The organism is Rhizobium sp. SVR5-9E, assembly GCF_056755095.1.
Window position 1 is genome coordinate 25,739 of the sequence record NZ_JBNDHS010000037.1, and the last position, 16,589, is coordinate 42,327.

The following is a 16,589-nucleotide window of genomic DNA, read 5'->3' on the forward strand; positions in this document are numbered from 1 at the left end:
GCCGTTCTACACCCGGAGCATTTCATGCAACGGAAGCTCGCGGCGATTCTGGCCGCTGACCTCGCTGGTTACAGTCGCCTCATGGAGATCGATGAGGCGGATACCCTGGCGCGGCTTGGAAGCACCCGCGAGAACATCATCGACCCGAAGGTTGCTGCTCACAATGGCCGGGTGGTCAAGCTCATGGGCGATGGCGCACTGATCGAGTTCCCCAGCGTGGTTGACGCTGTCAGGTGCGGCGTCGAAATCCAGCAAGCGATGGCCGAGTGCAATGAGGAGCTACCCGCTGATAAACGGCTCGAGTTTCGCATCGGTGTCAACCTTGGTGACATTATCGTCGAAGGACAGGACATCTATGGCGACGGCGTGAATGTCGCGGCACGACTCGAGGGATTGGCCGATCCGGGAGGCGTCCTGATCTCGGGAACGGCGTACGACCACGTCGAGAGAAAGCTGGACTACGCGTTTGATTTCGTGGGTGAGCAGCAGGTCAAGAATATCGAAAAGCCCGTTCGCCTCTATCGGATTCGCCTTGGCGATCATCCCCGAACCACGGCCGCCTTGAGGCGGCGCAAACCTTACCGTTCATGGCTCTGGCTCTCGGCCGCCGCAGCTCTCGTGCTGACAGCCGGAAGCGTGGTTTTCTGGAGCAGCTCCCGCGCACCGCAAGTCGAGTTGGCCTCAAGGGCGCGGATGGAATTCCCATTGCCGGACAAGCCATCCATTGCGGTCATGCCATTCACCGACATGTCCGGCGAAGCGGGGCAGCAGCATTTCACCGACGGCATGACAGATAGCTTGATCACCGATCTGTCGAAGATTTCCGGTCTCTTTGTCGTCGCCCGAAACTCGACATTCGCATATCAGGGCAAGCCAGTGACTGTAAGCAAGGTCGCTGAAGAGCTAGGCGTCCGATACGTTCTTGAGGGCAGCGTTCAACGTGCGGGCGATCGGCTCCGCGTCAATGCCCAACTGGTTGATGCACTCACAGGAGGTCATGTGTGGGCCGACCGCTTTGACGGCAATGTTGCCGACGTTTTCGGCGTTCAGGACGCATTCGTCACCAGGATTGTCGAGGCGCTGGAGGTCAATCTGACGCGAAATGAGAGGATGGAGATCGCCCGCGGCAGGACGGACAGCCTGCGGGCGAAAGAGGCATTTGACGAGGGTTGGAGTCTTTATCTTCGTTTCAACGCCAATGACAACGCGGCGGCTCTCGCGCCGCTCAAGAGAGCTATTAAACTCGATCCCGAGTACGGGCGCGCCTATGCCGCGCTCGCCTTGGTCTACCTTAGAGTCGAAGACTACGACTGGTACGATGAGGCTCTCTTCAGAGACGACGAATCGGTCTGGAATCAACGATTTGGAGCATCTCCGAAGAGGGTCGTGTGGCAAGGTCATGTGCAACTGGACAACGCCATGAGATACCCGACGGCTCTCGGCCATACGGCCCAAGCGCTGGACCGTCTGCGTTTTGGTGAAGATGCGCGCCGCGAAGCCGGCCGGGCGATTGAGCTCGATCCTAACGATCCTGAAGCGCAAATCGCCATGGCTTGGGCCTTGACGGCTTCAGGTAAGCCGAGCGAGGCCCTGGATTTCGTCCAGAAAGCGCTTCGCCTCAATCCGAACTTCCCGAGCCATTATGTTCTTGCCCACGGGGTTGCGCTATTTGCTGCTAACAATTTGGAACAGGCGGCGGAGGTCTTCGACCAGGGGGTCAAGAAGAATCCGAATGCAACCGCACTCATGCCGCCGTTCGCATCCGTACTTGCTGGCCTCGGTCGCCGGGACGAGGCAAGGCGCAGGCTTCTGATGTGGCGGCCAGGAACACACCAGGCCGCTCTCGAAGACCTCGCACGCGACTATACGTTCCCCATTCGATGGGCCCCCGAACACAAAGGGGTGCGAGAGCGCCTGCTCGACGGTATCCGCGTCGCTGCCCTGCCGATGGACGTGACCGTTTCGAGCCTCACAGCTGAACTGACGCGGGGCGATCCCGCAAGCCGGCGGAACGCCGCAAAGCGTCTGGGTTGGTTTGGACCGGCAGCAGCGGAAGCCGTGCCAGCCCTGGTTATGCTGCTCGAAGACGTCGGGGTCCGTGAGGAGGCCGTGCAGGCCCTGAGAAAGATCGGGCCTCAGGCCAAGGATGCGATTCCCGCGCTAGTAGCGATGGAGAGCGAGAGTTCCATCGGCAGCTATGCCAAGGATGCACTGAAGGAAATAAGGGGCTACTGAGCGACCCCATTGTCTCCAGTCCACACTCGCACGCTCCCCCGAGCTTGCTGAGCATCTCATCTACGGTCTCAAGTGGCCATCGCGTCAAGGAGCGGATGACTGCAAAGGGCCGGGAACGGTCATCCGACGATGTCGCCTTCGCGCCAACAGCTGACATGTCAAATGTCCGGTGCTAAGGCTTCATGAAATGGAGGGTTTTCATGAAGCACGAGGATTTGTGGGATGTCGAAGCGGCCGAAAGTTATGATACGCCGGGAACCGGGATGTTCGCTCCTGAAGTTCTCGATCCCGCCGTCGACCGACTTACCTCTCTCGCGGAGGGCGGTGCAGCTTTGGAATTTGCGATTGGCACCGGCCGAGTAGCCATCCCGCTCTCTGAAAAGGGCATATCCGTCAGTGGTATCGAAATCGCGCCAGCAATGCTTCGGCAATTGCGAACGAAGGCGAGCGAGAATGATATCCCTGTGGTTCTTGGCGATATGACTATGGCGTTCGTGCCAGGACAATTCAATCTGGTTTACTTGGTCTTCAATGGCATCTCGAACGTTATGTCCCAGCAAGAACAGGTCGAGTGCTTCCATAATGCCGCGCGGCACCTTCGTCCGGGCGGACGCTTCGTCATCGAACTTTGGGTTCCGACCATTCCGCATTGGTCTGATGCACAAGCTGTTGTCGGGCAGTCGCATGACGGATACATGCTCATCAACACATGCGACCCTGTCGCCCAGCACGTCGTTTCGCACCATTTCAACTTCCGCGACGGCAAGGAGGCCCGTCTCTTCCGGTCGCCGCATCGATACATCTGGCCCTCTGAGCTTGACCTAATGGCTCAAATCGCCGGATTTAGATTAGAAAGCCGTCATGGCGATTGGATCGGCACTCCGTTTACTGCGTCATCCAGATCACACGTTTCAGTTTACCGGCTTCCGCAATAGTAGGTCCGCAATGGGCCGAAAGCGGAAGATCGGAATCGGCTGCATTGCGCCAAAGCGGTCAACGCCGTCGCTGCGCTTCAACGACGGCGTTGAACTGTCGCACCTCGTCAGCGATCCAGTCTCTAAACGCGCAAACCTTGGGATGGCCCTGGTTGCCAATCCGATAGACAAGATCATACCCCCATTCGACCTCTAGCCTAACTTCGGGAAAGAGTGGCACGAGGCGACCTCCGGCTAGGTCTTCTGCAACGAGCACACTGCGCCCGAGAGCTACACCTTCTCCCCTAATCGCAGCCTCGATGGACATGCTTCCATGACTGTAGGCGGGGCCACGCGTCCGGGCCGGTGCAAGCCCGGCCAGTGCGAACCAGCGCTCCCAGTTGGCCTTCATCCCATTCTCGTGAACAAGCTGGCAGCAGAGAAGTTCATCGGCGGAACGCAGTCCGCCCATCCTGTTGCGGTACTCGGGAGTGCATACGGGTGTTACGGTCTCGTTCATGATCCGCTCGGATGCGGTGTTGGGATACTGGCCGCTTCCGTACCGGACCGCCACGTCGACATGACCCTTCGCGAAATCGACGTCAAGGTCGTTCACTTCCAGGTGGATATCGAAATCCGGAAATCGGGCCATCAACCGATGGAGGCGCGGCGTCAGCCACTTGCTTGCAAACGAGACGCCCGTGCTTACGACAAGACGCCCGGCATCGCTCCTTCGGCGAATGTTCTCAGCCTCACGAGACAATTCGGAGAGAAGACGGGTGACGACCGTGAAGAAGGCAGAACCCGCCTCAGTCAGTTCAATCCTGCGGGTCATGCGACGGAAGAGCTGAACGCCGAGATGATCCTCAAGGGTCTTGATGTGGCGACTTACCGCACCATGCGTCACGCTAAGCTCGTCCGCCGCGAGTGTCATGCTAAGCCGCCGCCCAGTGGCTTCGAAGGCGCGAAGGGTCTGTAGGGGTGGAAGTAGGTTCGGCATGACATCGATATGCGTGAGTGGTAATCACGCATCATGTGACGACAAATGATTTGTCGCAAGGGGTAGCTGGCCTTAGATGTGGTGCGATTACACCTCCCGACGGATTGCGAAGCACCATGAGCCAGGTCGCCACCGAACCCGCCCCTATTGCCCCTGCAGTCGCCGAACGCCGAGTGACACTTGCGAGCTTCGGAGCGATGCTACTACTTGCCTTGATGTGGGGCTTGTCAATCCCGGTCACAAAACTAGGCCTGGTCACGATGCCGCCACTGACACTGACGGCCATCCGGTTTGCATTTGCTATCCCATTCATGATGTTCTTGCTCATCGGGAAGCAGCCCTTGCCCCGGATGGCCCTGCCACCCGTTGCTGCACTTGGCATTCTCGGAATCGGAGTGGGACAGGTCGCGCAAACGTTTGGCGTGAAGGGCACCTCCGCCTCGGTTGGAACGATCCTGTCGGCGACGATCCCCCTGTTCATTGTCTTCTTCGCTACGATCCGGCTCAAGCAGACGGTCTCACGTCTGCAGCTTCTTGGCGTGGCGGCCGCATTCGCGGGCATCGTCGTAGTGGCTTCGGGCAACGGAGATGAGGCGGGAACTTCCGGAACGACGGTCGTCGGCCCTATCTGGATGCTGATCTCGGCATTGGCGGTCGCCTTCTACTACGTTTGGAGCGTCGAACTCACGAAACAGCACGGCACCGTCGTCGTGGCTACTTGGAGTACCTTCTTCGGTTTGGTGGCGCTAATGCCATGGGCGGGCTGGGAGGCATACCGCACGCCATTTCAGATCACCGGAGAAGCGTTGGGAGCGGCGGCTTACCTCGGCTTGGTCGTTACCGTGGCAGGTCTGTTCCTGTGGCTGAACATTCTCCGTGACGTACCTGCACCCATCGCCGCAAGCGTTCAGTACCTCCAACCCGTATTCGGAATCACCGCGTCTGCAGTCATGTTCGGCGACAGGCTCGGCTTGCTGTTCATCACGGGTGTCAGCTTCATTCTAGCAGGTCTTGCACTCGCAGTGAGACCACGCGGTTGAAATTGCCCAATGGCAGCTTAGGGCCGATAGAGGACATACCGCCGCAGAAGGTAATGAGGCTCGGGAGACTGATCTCGGTTCGAATTTCCTCTTCGCCGCGTTATCTATCCGCGCTCAACCGACGCCGGACGATCGCGACGTGGAAGTTCGCCCCGTGCATCAATCCGGCGTCGTTGAAATCATAGGTGGGATTGTGCAGTGGCGAGGAGTTCTCCCCATTCCCAAGGAAAGCGAAGCAACCAGGCGCGCGGTCGAGAAAGCGCGCGAAATCCTCCGACGCGGTCATCGGTTCCCGGCGTACCTCGACATGATTGGCGTCGAAGGCACTTCGGGCGGCGGCGAACGCCTCCTCCACCAGCACCGGATCGTTCAGCAGTGGGACGAACTCCCGCGTGTATTCGACCTTGGCTGAAACATTGTGCGTCAGCGCAGTTCCCTCCGCGATCACGCGCATCTGCTTTTCGATCTCCGCGCTGACCTCAGGACGGAAGCTCCGCGCATCCCCGAGTACGCGGGCCAAACCCGGCAGCGCGTTGCGGGTGCCGTCGGTCACGAGTTCGGTCACCGACACGACGCCGATGTCAGTGGGATCGAGACGTCTGGAGACGATCGTTTGGAGGTTCGTCACCAGCGCACAGGCCGCGACCAGGACCTCGTTGCTGGCGTGTGGCCGCGCCGCGTGGCCACCGACGCCTTCGAGCACGATCTCGAAGTTGTCCTCGGCCGACATGATCGCACCCGCGCGAGTCTGGAACAGGCCCACCGGAAGACCAGGCATGTTGTGGATGCCGTAGATTTCGTCAAAGGGGAAGCGCTCGAAGAGACTGTCGTTGAGCATGGCAAGCGCGCCCCTGCCCCATTCCTCGGCGGGCTGAAAAACGAACCGGACGGTGCCGTCGAAGCCGCCTTCCCGGGCGAGCATCTTCGCTGCGCCGAGGAGCATCGCCGTGTGTCCGTCATGGCCGCAAGCGTGCATGACACCATCATTCCGCGAACGGTATTCGTGATCTCCCTGCTCCGCGATCCGAAGGGCATCCATGTCCGCCCGCAGCGCGATCGTCCGGTTTCCAGTGCCCCTCCTGAGTGTGCCGACCACACCCGTCCCGCCGACACCTTCGATGACCTCGTCCAATCCGAACTCACGGAGCTTGCCAGCCACGAACGCCGATGTCCGCGTTTCCTCGAAGCCGAATTCCGGATGGGCATGGAGATCGTGCCGCCATACGGTCATCTCGCGATGCAGTGCCTGTAAGTCCAAGCTCATTCGGTTTGCCCTTCAGCTACCAGGGCGCGGACGACGTCAAGCAGGATGTTCGTCCCGGCGACGAGATCGGCGTCAGGCGTGAACTCCTTGGGACTGTGGCTTATGCCGTCCCGGCTGGGAACGAATATCATGGCGCTCGGCGCGATGCGAGCCATCATCTGGGCGTCGTGGCCCGCGCCCGACGTCATTCTTTTGCAGGCGAGCCCGCGCTTTCCGGCGGCTTGTTCCACCAGGCGGACGATGTTCTCGTTGAACTTCACGGGTTCGAAGCGGGCCAGCCGCTCGGTCGATATCTCCACCTTCTCCTCGGTCGCGAGCGCGTCGAGGAACAACGCGAGCGCTGCCTCCTCCTCCTTCAGGCGGCCCTCGTCGGGGTCGCGGAGGTCGACCGTGAAAGTCGCCCGCGAAGGGATGACGTTGATCGCGTTCGGCTCGAACCTGATGGTTCCGACCGTGGCGACGGTCGGGGTGTTCGAGGCCTTCGCGCGGTCACGCAGGAACGAGATCACCCGCGCCGCCGCGTATCCGGCATCTCGGCGCATGGAGATCGGGGTTGTCCCCGCGTGGTTGGCGTAGCCGTCGATAGTGACCTTTTGCCACGAGATGCCCTGGAGGTTCTGTACCGCTCCGATCGGGACGCCTTCCCGATCGAGGACGGGGCCTTGCTCGATGTGGAGTTCGACATAGACGTGCGGCCTCAGGAAGCCGGGCTCTTGCGTCCCGCATAGCCGATGCGGGCGAGTTCCTCGCCGAGGACCGCGCCATCGGTGCCGACGGTCGCGAGCGCGGCGTCGGTTGCAAGACCGCCGGAATAGACCAGTGACCCCATCATGTCCGGCGCGAAGCGGACGCCCTCTTCGTTCGTGAACGCCGCCACCACAATCGGCCGAGCCGGTTGAAAGGCCTCACCCTTCAACGTCTCCACGACCTCGAGACCCGATAGTACTCCGTAGCAGCCGTCGTAGATGCCCGCGTTGATGACGGTGTCGATATGGGAGCCGAGCATAATTGGACCGCGCGCGATTCCGTCGGGATTCCAGATGCCGAAGATGTTGCCGATGCGGTCGACGGCGACTTCCAATCCCGCCTCCCGAAGCCACGAAACGAACCTGTCACGCCCCTGCTTCTCGGTGTCGGAAGCGGCAAGGCGGACAAGTCTCCCCTGGGCGTCTCGGCCGATGTCCCCGAGCGTGCGGAGCCGGCCGAGCAAGCGTTCCGCATCGATCGAATGTCCGCTCATGCGTGCGCTCCTTTAAGGTTCTTCGCCGCCACGGCCGCGGGCGATAAGCCCACGATCTCCTCGTATTTTGACGGATCGGTCGCGCCTTCCGTGTTGATGACGAAAACCCGCGAGGTGGCGTCCAACAAAAGCGCCTTTTTGATCTCCGGGTCGGCCATGGCTTTGACCAAGCCGGCAAGACCGACGCCGCCACTTTCCCCCGCGACGATCGCCGGGTCTCCCGCGATAGGATTCGCGAGACGCATAATGATTGACGTCGCGTCCTCCTCGTCGACGGTCAGGAACGCGTCTGCGACGCGCGAGAGAACCCGCCATGCGACCAGCGACGGCTCATAGCATTCGAGCATCGCCATGACCGTCGGGTCTCCGTGGGCGATCGTGACCGGATGCCCGGCTCTCGCCGTCTCGAACAGGCAAGCCGCCCGCGCCGGGTCGACGACGGTGAACATCGGACGCCGGTCCCCAAACTCGATCGCCAAATGTCCCGCGACGGCAGCCGCTATCCCGCCGACACCGGACTGCACAAACACGTGGGTTGGCGGATTCGGTAGCCTCCGCAAGGCCTCCCTCACAAGCGCGGTGTAGCCCTGCATGACCAATTCGGGTATGCGTTCGTAACCCGGCCACGAGGTATCCGAGACGATGATCCAGTCGTTCTCCCGGGCGATGCGCGCCGCCTCCTTCACCGAGTCGTCGTAGGTACCCTGCACCCGGATCGTTTCCGCGCTATAGCGCGCGATGGCGGCGACCCGCTCGTCGCTCACTCCGGAATGGACGAAGATCGCCGCCCGAGCGCCGACCAGCTGCGCGCCCTGGGCGACCGAGCGCCCGTGGTTGCCGTCGGTCGCGCAGGCGACCGTCATGGCTTCCGCGACGACGCGAACCTCGGGTGCGGAAAGTTCGGAAATGTCGACCGGGCGGCCGAGTTTTTTCTCGGCCTCTTCGAGGACCAGCCGGATCACGGCGTACGCGCCGCCGAGCGCCTTGAAGCTGCCGAGGCCAAGACGGTGGCCTTCGTCTTTGACATGGATGGCCGCGACGCCCAGTTCGGAGGCGAGCCCTGGCAGCGATACGAGCGGTGTCTCCGCGTTTCTGTCCCGGAATTCCAGATGCCGTTCGACCGCTGCCGCAGCGTCCTTGCCAAGCGTCTCCGCGTCCCCTGGGTCAAGTGGCTGGCGGTATTCGATGGTGGTGTTCAGAAGAAACATTGGGTCGCCTCGCTTGAATTGCGATTTGAAACATATTGCAAAGCGAGCGAAAAAAGGGCTGTATTTAAGGGCATTTTTTGCAAGTTTGTTTCGTTGAGGGCGAGTATTGACCAAGCCACCGGCTTCTTACGGCCTCGACGCCTTCGACCGGAAGATTCTCGCGATCGTGCAGAGGGACAACATGACGTCCCAGAGGAGCATCGGAGAGGCGGTTGGCCTTTCTGCGCCTGCGGTACAGCGGCGGATCAAGCGGATGACCGAGGATGGCGTCATACAGGGAAACGTCGCGGTCATCGACCCGACGGCGGTGGGACAGTCCATTACCATCTTCGTCGAGGTGGAAGTTATCAGCGAGACCGCCGACCAGATCGAGGCGGCGAAACGGGAGTTCTCCGTGGCCCCCGAAATTCAGCAATGTTACTACGTCACGGGAGAAGCGGACTTCGTCATCGTTGTGATCGTTCCTTCGATGACGGACTACGAGTCTCTGACACGCCGGCTCTTCTTCGGCAACAACAATGTCAAGCGGTTCAGGACGTTCGTCGCGATGGACCGGGTCAAGGCCGGAATGGCAGTGCGTGTTCTAGGTTAACCGAGATGCCAGGGACGATGTTCACCAGCATAACAACGACCATATCAGTCACGGTGCCTATGTCGTTTTCCAGTCTTGAACGCGACAAAACTGGCGAGCGGTCAAAAAGTAATGGATGAAGCCGTGCCACTTCGGCAAACGCAGGTCAGCCGCGCCACCCTGCTCTAGCGCTCTTCACTCCTTGCTCCAGCGTGAACATTTTGAGAACAAAGGAGCTCAAAATATGCGGATGCATTTTCATCAAGAGGATATGGAAAGCATGATGGGCGCTTTTGCGTTCGTCGATCGGAAGGGCGCTCTTGGCCTTTCCAACCAGATCCCCCGCTATAACGGCGCCCCTTCCCTCGACTATCCGATCATCACCAAAGACCTGATGCGCGAGCCTGTCACGATGGGAACCGTCTTCGTCAGTGCCCGATGGGGGTTGAAGCCAGGATGGATGAAGCCCGGCGGAAGGCCGCCGCCGATTCAGCGCGGTTTGTGTGCTCTTCACTTATTAATCGAGGTAAAAGGTCCGAATAATCGGGCAACCTCGCTTGTTATAAAACTCCGCACGCATGGGACCTCTGCGAGTCATTCCATCAACTGCGACAGAGTTTGACGAGTAGTTTACAATGCGCCCGCGGCGGATACCACGGTCACGCGCCTTGTCCATAGCAAGGTCGGGATCACAACGGCGGCTGGCTCGACGGTCATCATAGCGATCTCTGTCATAGATCCGGACCCCGTCTGGACCAATACGCAACTCTTGAGCGGCACCGATTGACGGAACGGCAGCGAACGAAGTGGCAATCGCTGAAATGATGAAAAAGGCGCTTATGGAACGACGCATTGAAATCTCCCGGATTATGGCAGCTAGCAAATGCTTCTACAGCTAAACTGGTTCCGTAGGCTACCCCACCCGAAGAAGTGGGGATGGTGCGCCATCAGCGCGGGGACTTCTGCGGCGTCCACGGCTGCGACACACGCGGCACGGCCCACCTCGCTGGCATTGCGCGCGATCCGGTCGGCTGACCAGTTATTCAGGATCTCTTCTTGAGTCATATCTCGATCTGGCTTGGGTGAGAGAGCGGGAGCAGGACGCCGGCAAACGGGAGGCAGCGTCACGCTGACCACCTTCGTCACGACGATAGGCTCTGGTTTAATCTGGGAGCAGGCTGACACGAATCACGGGAAAGGCCGATATCGCCGCCATGAGGCAAAGCCGCATTTCATTTCCTCAGTTCTTCAAGTTGCTGTGATGCCGCATTGATGCGCTCGGACGCCTCCGCCTCGATCTGCAGGGCGGCCTTCGCCTGGTCGGCGATCTTCTGATTGGCTTGGGCGTTCGCCTTCTCGATCTTGCGGTCCATTGAGCATCGGAGAGTTCAGTGGCGCTTGCTGCCGCCTGATCGACCATGGAATGGACTTCACGAACGGCGAGATACGCAATACGAACTGCCAAAAGAAGCAGGAGACTGGCAGCGATTGCGGCCACCAGGCCAAGATCATGGCTTCACCTCAACGGTCGTATCGGCCTCGCCTTGCTCTACCGCCTGCTGGGCAACTGCCACCCTGCGTTCGTCTCCCACACCGCGCCGAAGACATAGCTGCCGATAATGCCGCCGAAGAGCAGGATCAGGTTCATGGCGATCGTATCGCTGAGTGCGATCGGCCGCCCCCAAACAGCCACGTAGGTCACACGGCGCTTCAGGCTTGTCAGGATCTTGGAACACAGCTATTCGGTGAAAATTTCCCGCTAAGGAAACAGCCACCAGTGCTTCAGAAAACGAATGCCGTCCGATCTGTTTCCTACCGCGCCGATATCGACGGACTGCGAGCGGTTGCGGTCATCGCCGTTGTCATATTCCACGCCTTTCCCAGTCTGTTGCCTGGCGGTTTTCTCGGCGTGGATATCTTCTTCGTCATTTCCGGCTATCTGATCACGCGTATCCTTGCGCAGGACATCGCCGCACAGCGCTTTTCGTTGCTAGCGTTCTACCAACGCCGCATCCGGCGAATTTATCCCGCACTCATCGTTGTTATCGCGGCTTCACTGATTGCAGGCTCTTTGATCTTGGCGCCGACCCAGATGCGGCAATTGGAATGGCACACCATGGGGGCGGCATTCTTCATCCCCAATCTGCTGCTATGGAGCGAGGCTGGGTATTTCGATGTAAGCTCGTTGAGCAAGCCATTGCTGCATTTGTGGTCGCTTGGGGTAGAAGAACAGTTCTATCTCGCATGGCCGGTACTTTTATGGGCGATAGCACGTACTCGCTTGCCGTTGTCAGCCGTCCTGGCGATCATCGTCGTTGCTTCCTTAGCCTACAATGTCTATCTGGCGAGCCACGCACCGACCGCAGCCTTCTACTCGCCATTGAGTAGAGCGTGGGAACTTGCTTTCGGAGGCTTGCTGGCAGCCAACAAGTCCATCGGCCGATCTGCCCGCATCGGAAACACGCTGTTTGGCTTAGGACTCGCGCTTGTCATTGCTGGCTTCGTCTTTGTCCAAGAGGCAAGCTTCATGCCATTGTCCGCGGGAATTTCGGTCATCGGCACGGGGCTTTTGCTAGTCTCCGGCCAAGACAATGCACTTTCTCGCATAACGATTTCGACCCGGCCGTTCGTCGCGGTTGGCCTTGTTAGCTATCCGCTCTACCTTTGGCACTGGCCGATTTTGGTATTCGCAAGAGCTTTAAACGATCAGATTGCACCTTTAGTTACTTGCATGCTGATGGGCCTCGCAGTTGCACTAGCTGCAATAACCTACTTGTGTCTAGAGCTCCCCCTGCACGGCATCAAAGCAGCCAAGTTAACGCCGGCGTTGCTTTGCACACTGGTAGCCCTCGGAGTCTTTGGAGCCATGAACAGCAGGGTCGACATGCGAACGCTTTTCTATCCCGAGAAGATCCGAGAGATCCTTGCGTTCTCGAAGTATGATTTCCGGTCTGACGCTCGCATCGGCAGATGTTGGCTATATGATCGTAGCCAAAACTACTCCGACGATTGCGCCCTCAAGGGCAATGCATCGCTGCCGAAGATCGCTGTGTGGGGTGACTCTCATGCAGGTCGCTTTTTCCCTGGTCTCGCGATCGCTGCAGAAGGAAAAGCTGAGGTCACCGGGTATGCCGCTGACGCCTGCCCCCCAATTCAAGAGTTCGGCTCATGCCAAACGTTCCTAAACGGAGCGCTATCCGCCTTCGTTAAAAACAAGCCCGATATTGTCGTCCTTTTCGCCAGGTGGCCGCGCTACTCTGGCGACTATTCTTCTGGATCATCCATGGCGGCGGGGTTAATAGACACAATCGACGCCTTGGAGCGAGTAGGCATCAAGGTCGCGATTGTTGGTCCGTTCCCAACCTACACTGAGAATTTGCCGGACCTTGTCTATAAGCAGTGGCTCGCAGACAAATCAAAAGGGATACCCAAAAGCATTTCTAATATGCCTTCTCCCGACGTCGCCACCGTGGATGCTGAGCTCCGCTCCTTAGCGGAACAGCGGCACCTCGATTACCTTTCCCTCATAGATATGTTCTGCAGCGACCGTGCTTGCGCTACGACTTGGTCGGACGATCCGGCGGATCTTCTATCGTGGGACTATGGTCATCTAACCACGAAAGCAGGCAGTTTCATTGGCGGAAAGTTGCTGGATAGACTAACTCACTAGCGACCGGGTCGGTCGCCGCAAGAAAGCGTGCGGCCTCTCGTCAGCCTGCGATGTTTGGAATTGCGCGTGTTATATACTGACGCTTTGGGCCTGGGTGCCCAAGCTTGCTTTACCAGATACGTGATCTAATCCAACTGCTGCCGCAAATGGCTGTGGTTTTCTTTACTTCAACCACGACATGAATATTGAAACCAAGGATTGGAAATGCGACACCCCTCATACCGCGGGGTGTATTTTCATGAAGCAACAGCTAAAATTCTTCTACTCACTCGATGGAGCAGCGCGCGAAATAGCATTGACCTGGTTAGCGCTATCCAGCGCGGCCTTTGCCTTAACAATGCTTTTTGGATCCACGGCCGCCTCGGCAGCTCTCTACCTTGTTTACCAAGCACTGTTCGTGGCACTGCCGGGGGCGTGCCTGGTTCTTATGTCGTCTAAGAGGCAGCTCACGCCGATCGAATTCACCGCTAAGGCGATAATCGTCGGCCAATGTCTTGAAATGAGCGCCGGCTTACTCTTTACCGTGGCGTCGATGCAGTGGGCATATACCTTCTTGCCGCTGCTCTATTCAGCAGTGGCGTGGCTGCGACGAAACCAACTCGTTCCCCTCATCGCGCCGAGTTCAGACCGACCAGCAACGCTCTTAACGTGCTGCGCCGCGGCCCTCTTTTTGGTGTTCGCAGCCTCGCTGTTCAATTTCAACCTGATCGTTGATCAGCACTTCACGTGGGTTGCAGCCTTCGCCAACTCTGTGACAGGCAAGTGGCCTCCCATCGAACCATTCCTAATGGATGTGCCTCTGCACTATCATTACCTTTACAATGTGCACGTCGGGATGGCTGCCACGACCATGGACATCCCGATTATCCTGGTTGCATCGCGCTTGGCGATCGTCTTTCACAGCCTCTCGTTTATTCTCTGTCTTTTTGCGTTCTCTTCCTCAAGATTTGGAATGGGTATCGCGGGTGTAATCGCATCTGTAAGCATGCTCCTCACCTTCGGTTACTCCGGGGTGATGTGGAAAATATATCACCTTGCGACGGCATCCATCATGTATCGCGTGGCGTCCACGCTTGTCGCGTTTCAGATATTCATTTTTCTTCTCGATGAAATCCTTTCACCTAGAAGATTTCGGATGAGTACCCTGCTCCTGTGTTTGCTAATCTTTGTTGGAAGCGGCACACGGGCAATGATGCTCCCAATGCTAGCCGCCGGGGTGGGGCTGCTGGGTCTCGTCAACATCAAAGATCGGGCAATGGTGTGGGATTATGCCAAGCTGCTCGTCATGATTGTTGCCGGCATAGTGGCTGGAACAGTAGTATTCCTCGGCCTTGGCGGCGGCCACTCGGATGGCACGAAACTGGTACTGATCCATCCTCTGAATTTGGCTGTTTCACAATGGAAGGACGGCATGTATCACCGCTCGCTCAAGGCCTTCTAAACTGGGGTGTCCCGGCGTGGGGAGCTAGCCTAGTATATCTCCTCGTCGCGCTGTGCGGCCGGATGACCTTTGTCTTGCCGGGATTTGTTTACGCTATATTCACAAAGACTGTGGATCGGGATGTCAAAGTCCTGCTCGGTGGGGTGGCACTAGGCGGCATAGCCTTCCTTATGATGGTCGAAACCGTCGTGCCGCAAGAGATCTGGGCATTTTACTGGTACGCGGACATTTCCTTGGCTCTTCTTGGAGCGTTCGGACTCAACGCCATGTTTCGTGCTCGTCTGAAAGACCACTCAAGAGCTGCAATGATTGGTTTGAGCTTATCTGGAGTGCTTTTCGTCGCCCAAGCTGTGGAATTCTCAATAGGCTTCGTCCCGAAATTTTTGCACACGAACTTCCCAACGCCGACCCCCATTTTCCAAGACGCCAGCTTCCACAATGTGGAGCAAAAACTCGGCGAAGTAATCAACCGTGGTGACGTTCTGGTGACGGGCGGAAGCTTCCAGTCATTCGACGAACGACCTCTGGCCGGCAGCGTCCCTGGCCTTCAGCTGTATAGTTCTAGATACATTCTTGCCGTGTACGCCAAGCGAACGGAACTTGACCCTCGCGTCGCCTCGCGTCTGTGGTTGCTCGACAATGATCTTTCGGCTGGTGGCGATCGAGACAAAGTGAGGGATGAAGTTGGAACTTCTCGCTCTCTGTATTTTCTCTGGATCGGCGCCAGTGATCCATCGGACACACGCGGGCTCTCGCGCATAGCGTCTTGGACAGGAATGTCGCTCTGGAAGGTAGATTGACGGCTACCGCTCCTGGCAGCCATCAAAGACGCGATGCTGCCAGGAAGAATCCATTGACCTGCTCGGACGCGAAGCCCATAGCCGAAAAGCCTGCCTGCATCATCTCGGACGACTTCACAAAGGATCCGCTGTACTCATAGGCGATCTGCGTTGGGTCGTCCGGAGTGGCGACCTACGCGTCCACTTGGGTTTTCAGATTCATAATGGCGAGTTGCGGCTTGAATTGTCGCGCTGACACGGGCTCAGGCGCGACCTCTGCCTGCGTTAGATCGGGCAAATCCTCCTCGTCATAGGTTACTGTGCCGTCAAGGCCAATCTTTGCAACTTGCACCATTCTCAATACTCCGCATAGAGGGGTGTAGGTGCCGGCATCTGGGAGCTCAGCCCCGCCAACTGTAGTTAGGCGAATGCCATCAAGCACGCCTGCAAGGATCTTGGAGCCACCACCCGCGATGCCCGCCGCTGCGTGGCTATACCCATCCGTCACAAAGGCTTCCCATGTATTGCCATCTTGCAAGATCAGCTCGATCTTGACGTGATGTACATAGTTCGCAGCCACCGGAGAGTTGCCAGATATAGTAAACCAGATGACAGGTTGACGGCTGCGGTTGATGGAGCCGCTGAGGCTACACCACCAGCATATCCGGAAGTCACCGCAACGCCTCCAGCCTTGAGCTGAATGATCGGGGAAAACGTGCCGTTTGTGCTGAAGGCCGAAAGAAGCAACAGATACCGGCGAGCACCTGAGGCTGCCGCGAAGTCTACCGCTGCGTTTGCCGGAACGTTGCCCTTGGACAACAGCACCATGCCGACCGTCATGTCTCGGTCTTGGAAGGTGATCGTCCGGGCCCCAACACGTCGCAGGCGACTTTCTCGTTGGCATGAACGGAGACACGCCTGAGTGGTATTTTTCTGGCTCCCGTTTTATAGCAGCTATCGATAGCCAGTTTGACTACAAGCATGAGCGGCAGTCACGGCTACAAGAGATACAAGCATTGAGGAACTCCAAAGTATTTTTCTAAGTTGAGTTAATAGACTGGACGCTTGTCGTATGGCCAAATTTAAAACCCCGCTCGATAATACGGGAAGACCTATATCAGCCACCGTTGCGGCGCTTTCAGGAAGAGCAATTCCAATCCTTGAGAGTGACACAAAAGTTCACCCGTTTCGATCCATCTCTGTTACTGGAAGCCGGTTCGCTGACGC

At 58.2% G+C, this 16,589-nt stretch carries 14 protein-coding genes and 1 pseudogene; 8 read left to right on the plus strand and 7 right to left on the minus strand.

Annotated features, from left to right (window positions below):
• Positions 1 to 24: 24 nt before the first annotated feature.
• Together ACPYOJ_RS17625 and ACPYOJ_RS17630 are read left to right on the plus strand one after the other, a co-directional pair.
• Positions 25 to 2,235 carry an adenylate/guanylate cyclase domain-containing protein gene (locus ACPYOJ_RS17625; RefSeq protein WP_481417395.1) on the plus strand — a complete coding sequence of 737 codons (2,211 nt, stop codon included), beginning with the start codon at positions 25 to 27 and terminating at the stop codon, positions 2,233 to 2,235.
• Positions 2,236 to 2,435: 200 nt separating this feature from the next.
• Positions 2,436 to 3,170 carry a class I SAM-dependent methyltransferase gene (locus ACPYOJ_RS17630; RefSeq protein ID WP_481417396.1) on the plus strand — a complete coding sequence of 245 codons (735 nt, stop codon included), beginning with the start codon at positions 2,436 to 2,438 and terminating at the stop codon, positions 3,168 to 3,170.
• A gap of 58 nt (positions 3,171 to 3,228) precedes the next feature.
• Here ACPYOJ_RS17630 and gcvA read toward each other — a convergent pair whose 3' ends face one another.
• Positions 3,229 to 4,149, minus strand: coding sequence for a transcriptional regulator GcvA (gcvA, locus tag ACPYOJ_RS17635; RefSeq protein WP_481417397.1), 921 nt, complete (start codon positions 4,147 to 4,149; stop codon positions 3,229 to 3,231).
• A 116-nt stretch (positions 4,150 to 4,265) separates the two neighbouring features.
• On the opposite strand from gcvA, the gene ACPYOJ_RS17640 reads away from it, so the two are divergent.
• Positions 4,266 to 5,189 carry a DMT family transporter gene (locus ACPYOJ_RS17640; protein WP_481417398.1) on the plus strand — a complete coding sequence of 308 codons (924 nt, stop codon included), beginning with the start codon at positions 4,266 to 4,268 and terminating at the stop codon, positions 5,187 to 5,189.
• Positions 5,190 to 5,289: 100 nt separating this feature from the next.
• On the opposite strand, the gene ACPYOJ_RS17645 is transcribed toward ACPYOJ_RS17640, so the two are convergent.
• The 3 genes and pseudogenes from ACPYOJ_RS17645 to ACPYOJ_RS17655 form a co-directional block, all read right to left on the minus strand.
• Entirely contained in the window at positions 5,290 to 6,453 is a 1,164-nt protein-coding gene (locus ACPYOJ_RS17645; RefSeq protein ID WP_481417399.1) for a M20 aminoacylase family protein, read from the minus strand.
• A pseudogene (locus ACPYOJ_RS17650) lies at positions 6,450 to 7,693 on the minus strand (allantoate amidohydrolase). The gene ACPYOJ_RS17645 and the pseudogene ACPYOJ_RS17650 overlap by 4 nt, the downstream one beginning before the upstream one ends.
• On the minus strand, positions 7,690 to 8,901 hold the full coding sequence (locus ACPYOJ_RS17655) for a diaminopropionate ammonia-lyase (protein ID WP_481417400.1): 1,212 nt from the start codon (positions 8,899 to 8,901) through the stop codon (positions 7,690 to 7,692). The pseudogene ACPYOJ_RS17650 and the gene ACPYOJ_RS17655 overlap by 4 nt, the downstream one beginning before the upstream one ends.
• A 106-nt stretch (positions 8,902 to 9,007) precedes the next feature.
• On the opposite strand from ACPYOJ_RS17655, the gene ACPYOJ_RS17660 reads away from it, so the two are divergent.
• Together ACPYOJ_RS17660 and ACPYOJ_RS17665 are read left to right on the plus strand one after the other, a co-directional pair.
• On the plus strand, positions 9,008 to 9,493 hold the full coding sequence (locus ACPYOJ_RS17660; protein WP_481417401.1) for an Lrp/AsnC family transcriptional regulator: 486 nt from the start codon (positions 9,008 to 9,010) through the stop codon (positions 9,491 to 9,493).
• A 223-nt stretch (positions 9,494 to 9,716) separates the two neighbouring features.
• Positions 9,717 to 10,094 carry a hypothetical protein gene (locus ACPYOJ_RS17665; RefSeq protein WP_481417402.1) on the plus strand — a complete coding sequence of 126 codons (378 nt, stop codon included), beginning with the start codon at positions 9,717 to 9,719 and terminating at the stop codon, positions 10,092 to 10,094.
• 610 nt (positions 10,095 to 10,704) lie between these two features.
• On the opposite strand, the gene ACPYOJ_RS17670 is transcribed toward ACPYOJ_RS17665, so the two are convergent.
• Both ACPYOJ_RS17670 and ACPYOJ_RS17675 read right to left on the minus strand, forming a co-directional pair.
• Positions 10,705 to 10,845, minus strand: a complete 141-nt coding sequence (locus tag ACPYOJ_RS17670; protein WP_481417403.1) for a hypothetical protein — start codon at positions 10,843 to 10,845, stop codon at positions 10,705 to 10,707.
• A 176-nt stretch (positions 10,846 to 11,021) separates the two neighbouring features.
• Positions 11,022 to 11,174: a hypothetical protein gene (locus ACPYOJ_RS17675; RefSeq protein ID WP_481417404.1), complete on the minus strand. Its 153-nt coding sequence runs from the start codon at positions 11,172 to 11,174 to the stop codon at positions 11,022 to 11,024.
• A 75-nt stretch (positions 11,175 to 11,249) separates the two neighbouring features.
• Between ACPYOJ_RS17675 and ACPYOJ_RS17680 the strand changes: the two genes are divergently transcribed.
• The 3 genes from ACPYOJ_RS17680 (at position 11,250) to ACPYOJ_RS17690 (ending at position 15,383) form a co-directional block, all read left to right on the plus strand.
• Positions 11,250 to 13,142, plus strand: a complete 1,893-nt coding sequence (locus ACPYOJ_RS17680; RefSeq protein ID WP_481417405.1) for an acyltransferase family protein — start codon at positions 11,250 to 11,252, stop codon at positions 13,140 to 13,142.
• A 178-nt stretch (positions 13,143 to 13,320) separates the two neighbouring features.
• Positions 13,321 to 14,583, plus strand: coding sequence for a hypothetical protein (locus ACPYOJ_RS17685; protein WP_481417406.1), 1,263 nt, complete (start codon positions 13,321 to 13,323; stop codon positions 14,581 to 14,583).
• A 62-nt stretch (positions 14,584 to 14,645) separates the two neighbouring features.
• A complete protein-coding gene (locus ACPYOJ_RS17690; RefSeq protein ID WP_481417407.1) occupies positions 14,646 to 15,383 on the plus strand; it encodes a hypothetical protein in 738 nt (245 codons plus the stop codon).
• Between the two features lie 172 nt (positions 15,384 to 15,555).
• On the opposite strand, the gene ACPYOJ_RS17695 is transcribed toward ACPYOJ_RS17690, so the two are convergent.
• Positions 15,556 to 15,942 (minus strand): hypothetical protein, encoded by a 387-nt coding sequence (locus ACPYOJ_RS17695; RefSeq protein ID WP_481417408.1) that lies wholly within the window; start codon positions 15,940 to 15,942, stop codon positions 15,556 to 15,558.
• Positions 15,943 to 16,589: the final 647 nt, after the last annotated feature.

Excerpts from the sequence above, each read along its gene's own strand:
- gcvA (WP_481417397.1), bottom strand. The coding sequence starts at position 4,149 with ATGCCGAACCTACTTCCACCCCTACAGACCCTTCGCGCCTTCGAAGCC.
- ACPYOJ_RS17690 (WP_481417407.1), top strand. The coding sequence starts at position 14,646 with ATGACCTTTGTCTTGCCGGGATTTGTTTACGCTATATTCACAAAGACT.
- ACPYOJ_RS17655 (WP_481417400.1), bottom strand. The coding sequence starts at position 8,901 with ATGTTTCTTCTGAACACCACCATCGAATACCGCCAGCCACTTGACCCA.
- ACPYOJ_RS17670 (WP_481417403.1), bottom strand. The coding sequence starts at position 10,845 with ATGGACCGCAAGATCGAGAAGGCGAACGCCCAAGCCAATCAGAAGATC.
- ACPYOJ_RS17685 (WP_481417406.1), top strand. The coding sequence starts at position 13,321 with ATGAATATTGAAACCAAGGATTGGAAATGCGACACCCCTCATACCGCG.
- ACPYOJ_RS17640 (WP_481417398.1), top strand. The coding sequence starts at position 4,266 with ATGAGCCAGGTCGCCACCGAACCCGCCCCTATTGCCCCTGCAGTCGCC.
- ACPYOJ_RS17625 (WP_481417395.1), top strand. The coding sequence starts at position 25 with ATGCAACGGAAGCTCGCGGCGATTCTGGCCGCTGACCTCGCTGGTTAC.
- ACPYOJ_RS17645 (WP_481417399.1), bottom strand. The coding sequence starts at position 6,453 with ATGAGCTTGGACTTACAGGCACTGCATCGCGAGATGACCGTATGGCGG.
- ACPYOJ_RS17665 (WP_481417402.1), top strand. The coding sequence starts at position 9,717 with ATGCGGATGCATTTTCATCAAGAGGATATGGAAAGCATGATGGGCGCT.
- ACPYOJ_RS17630 (WP_481417396.1), top strand. The coding sequence starts at position 2,436 with ATGAAGCACGAGGATTTGTGGGATGTCGAAGCGGCCGAAAGTTATGAT.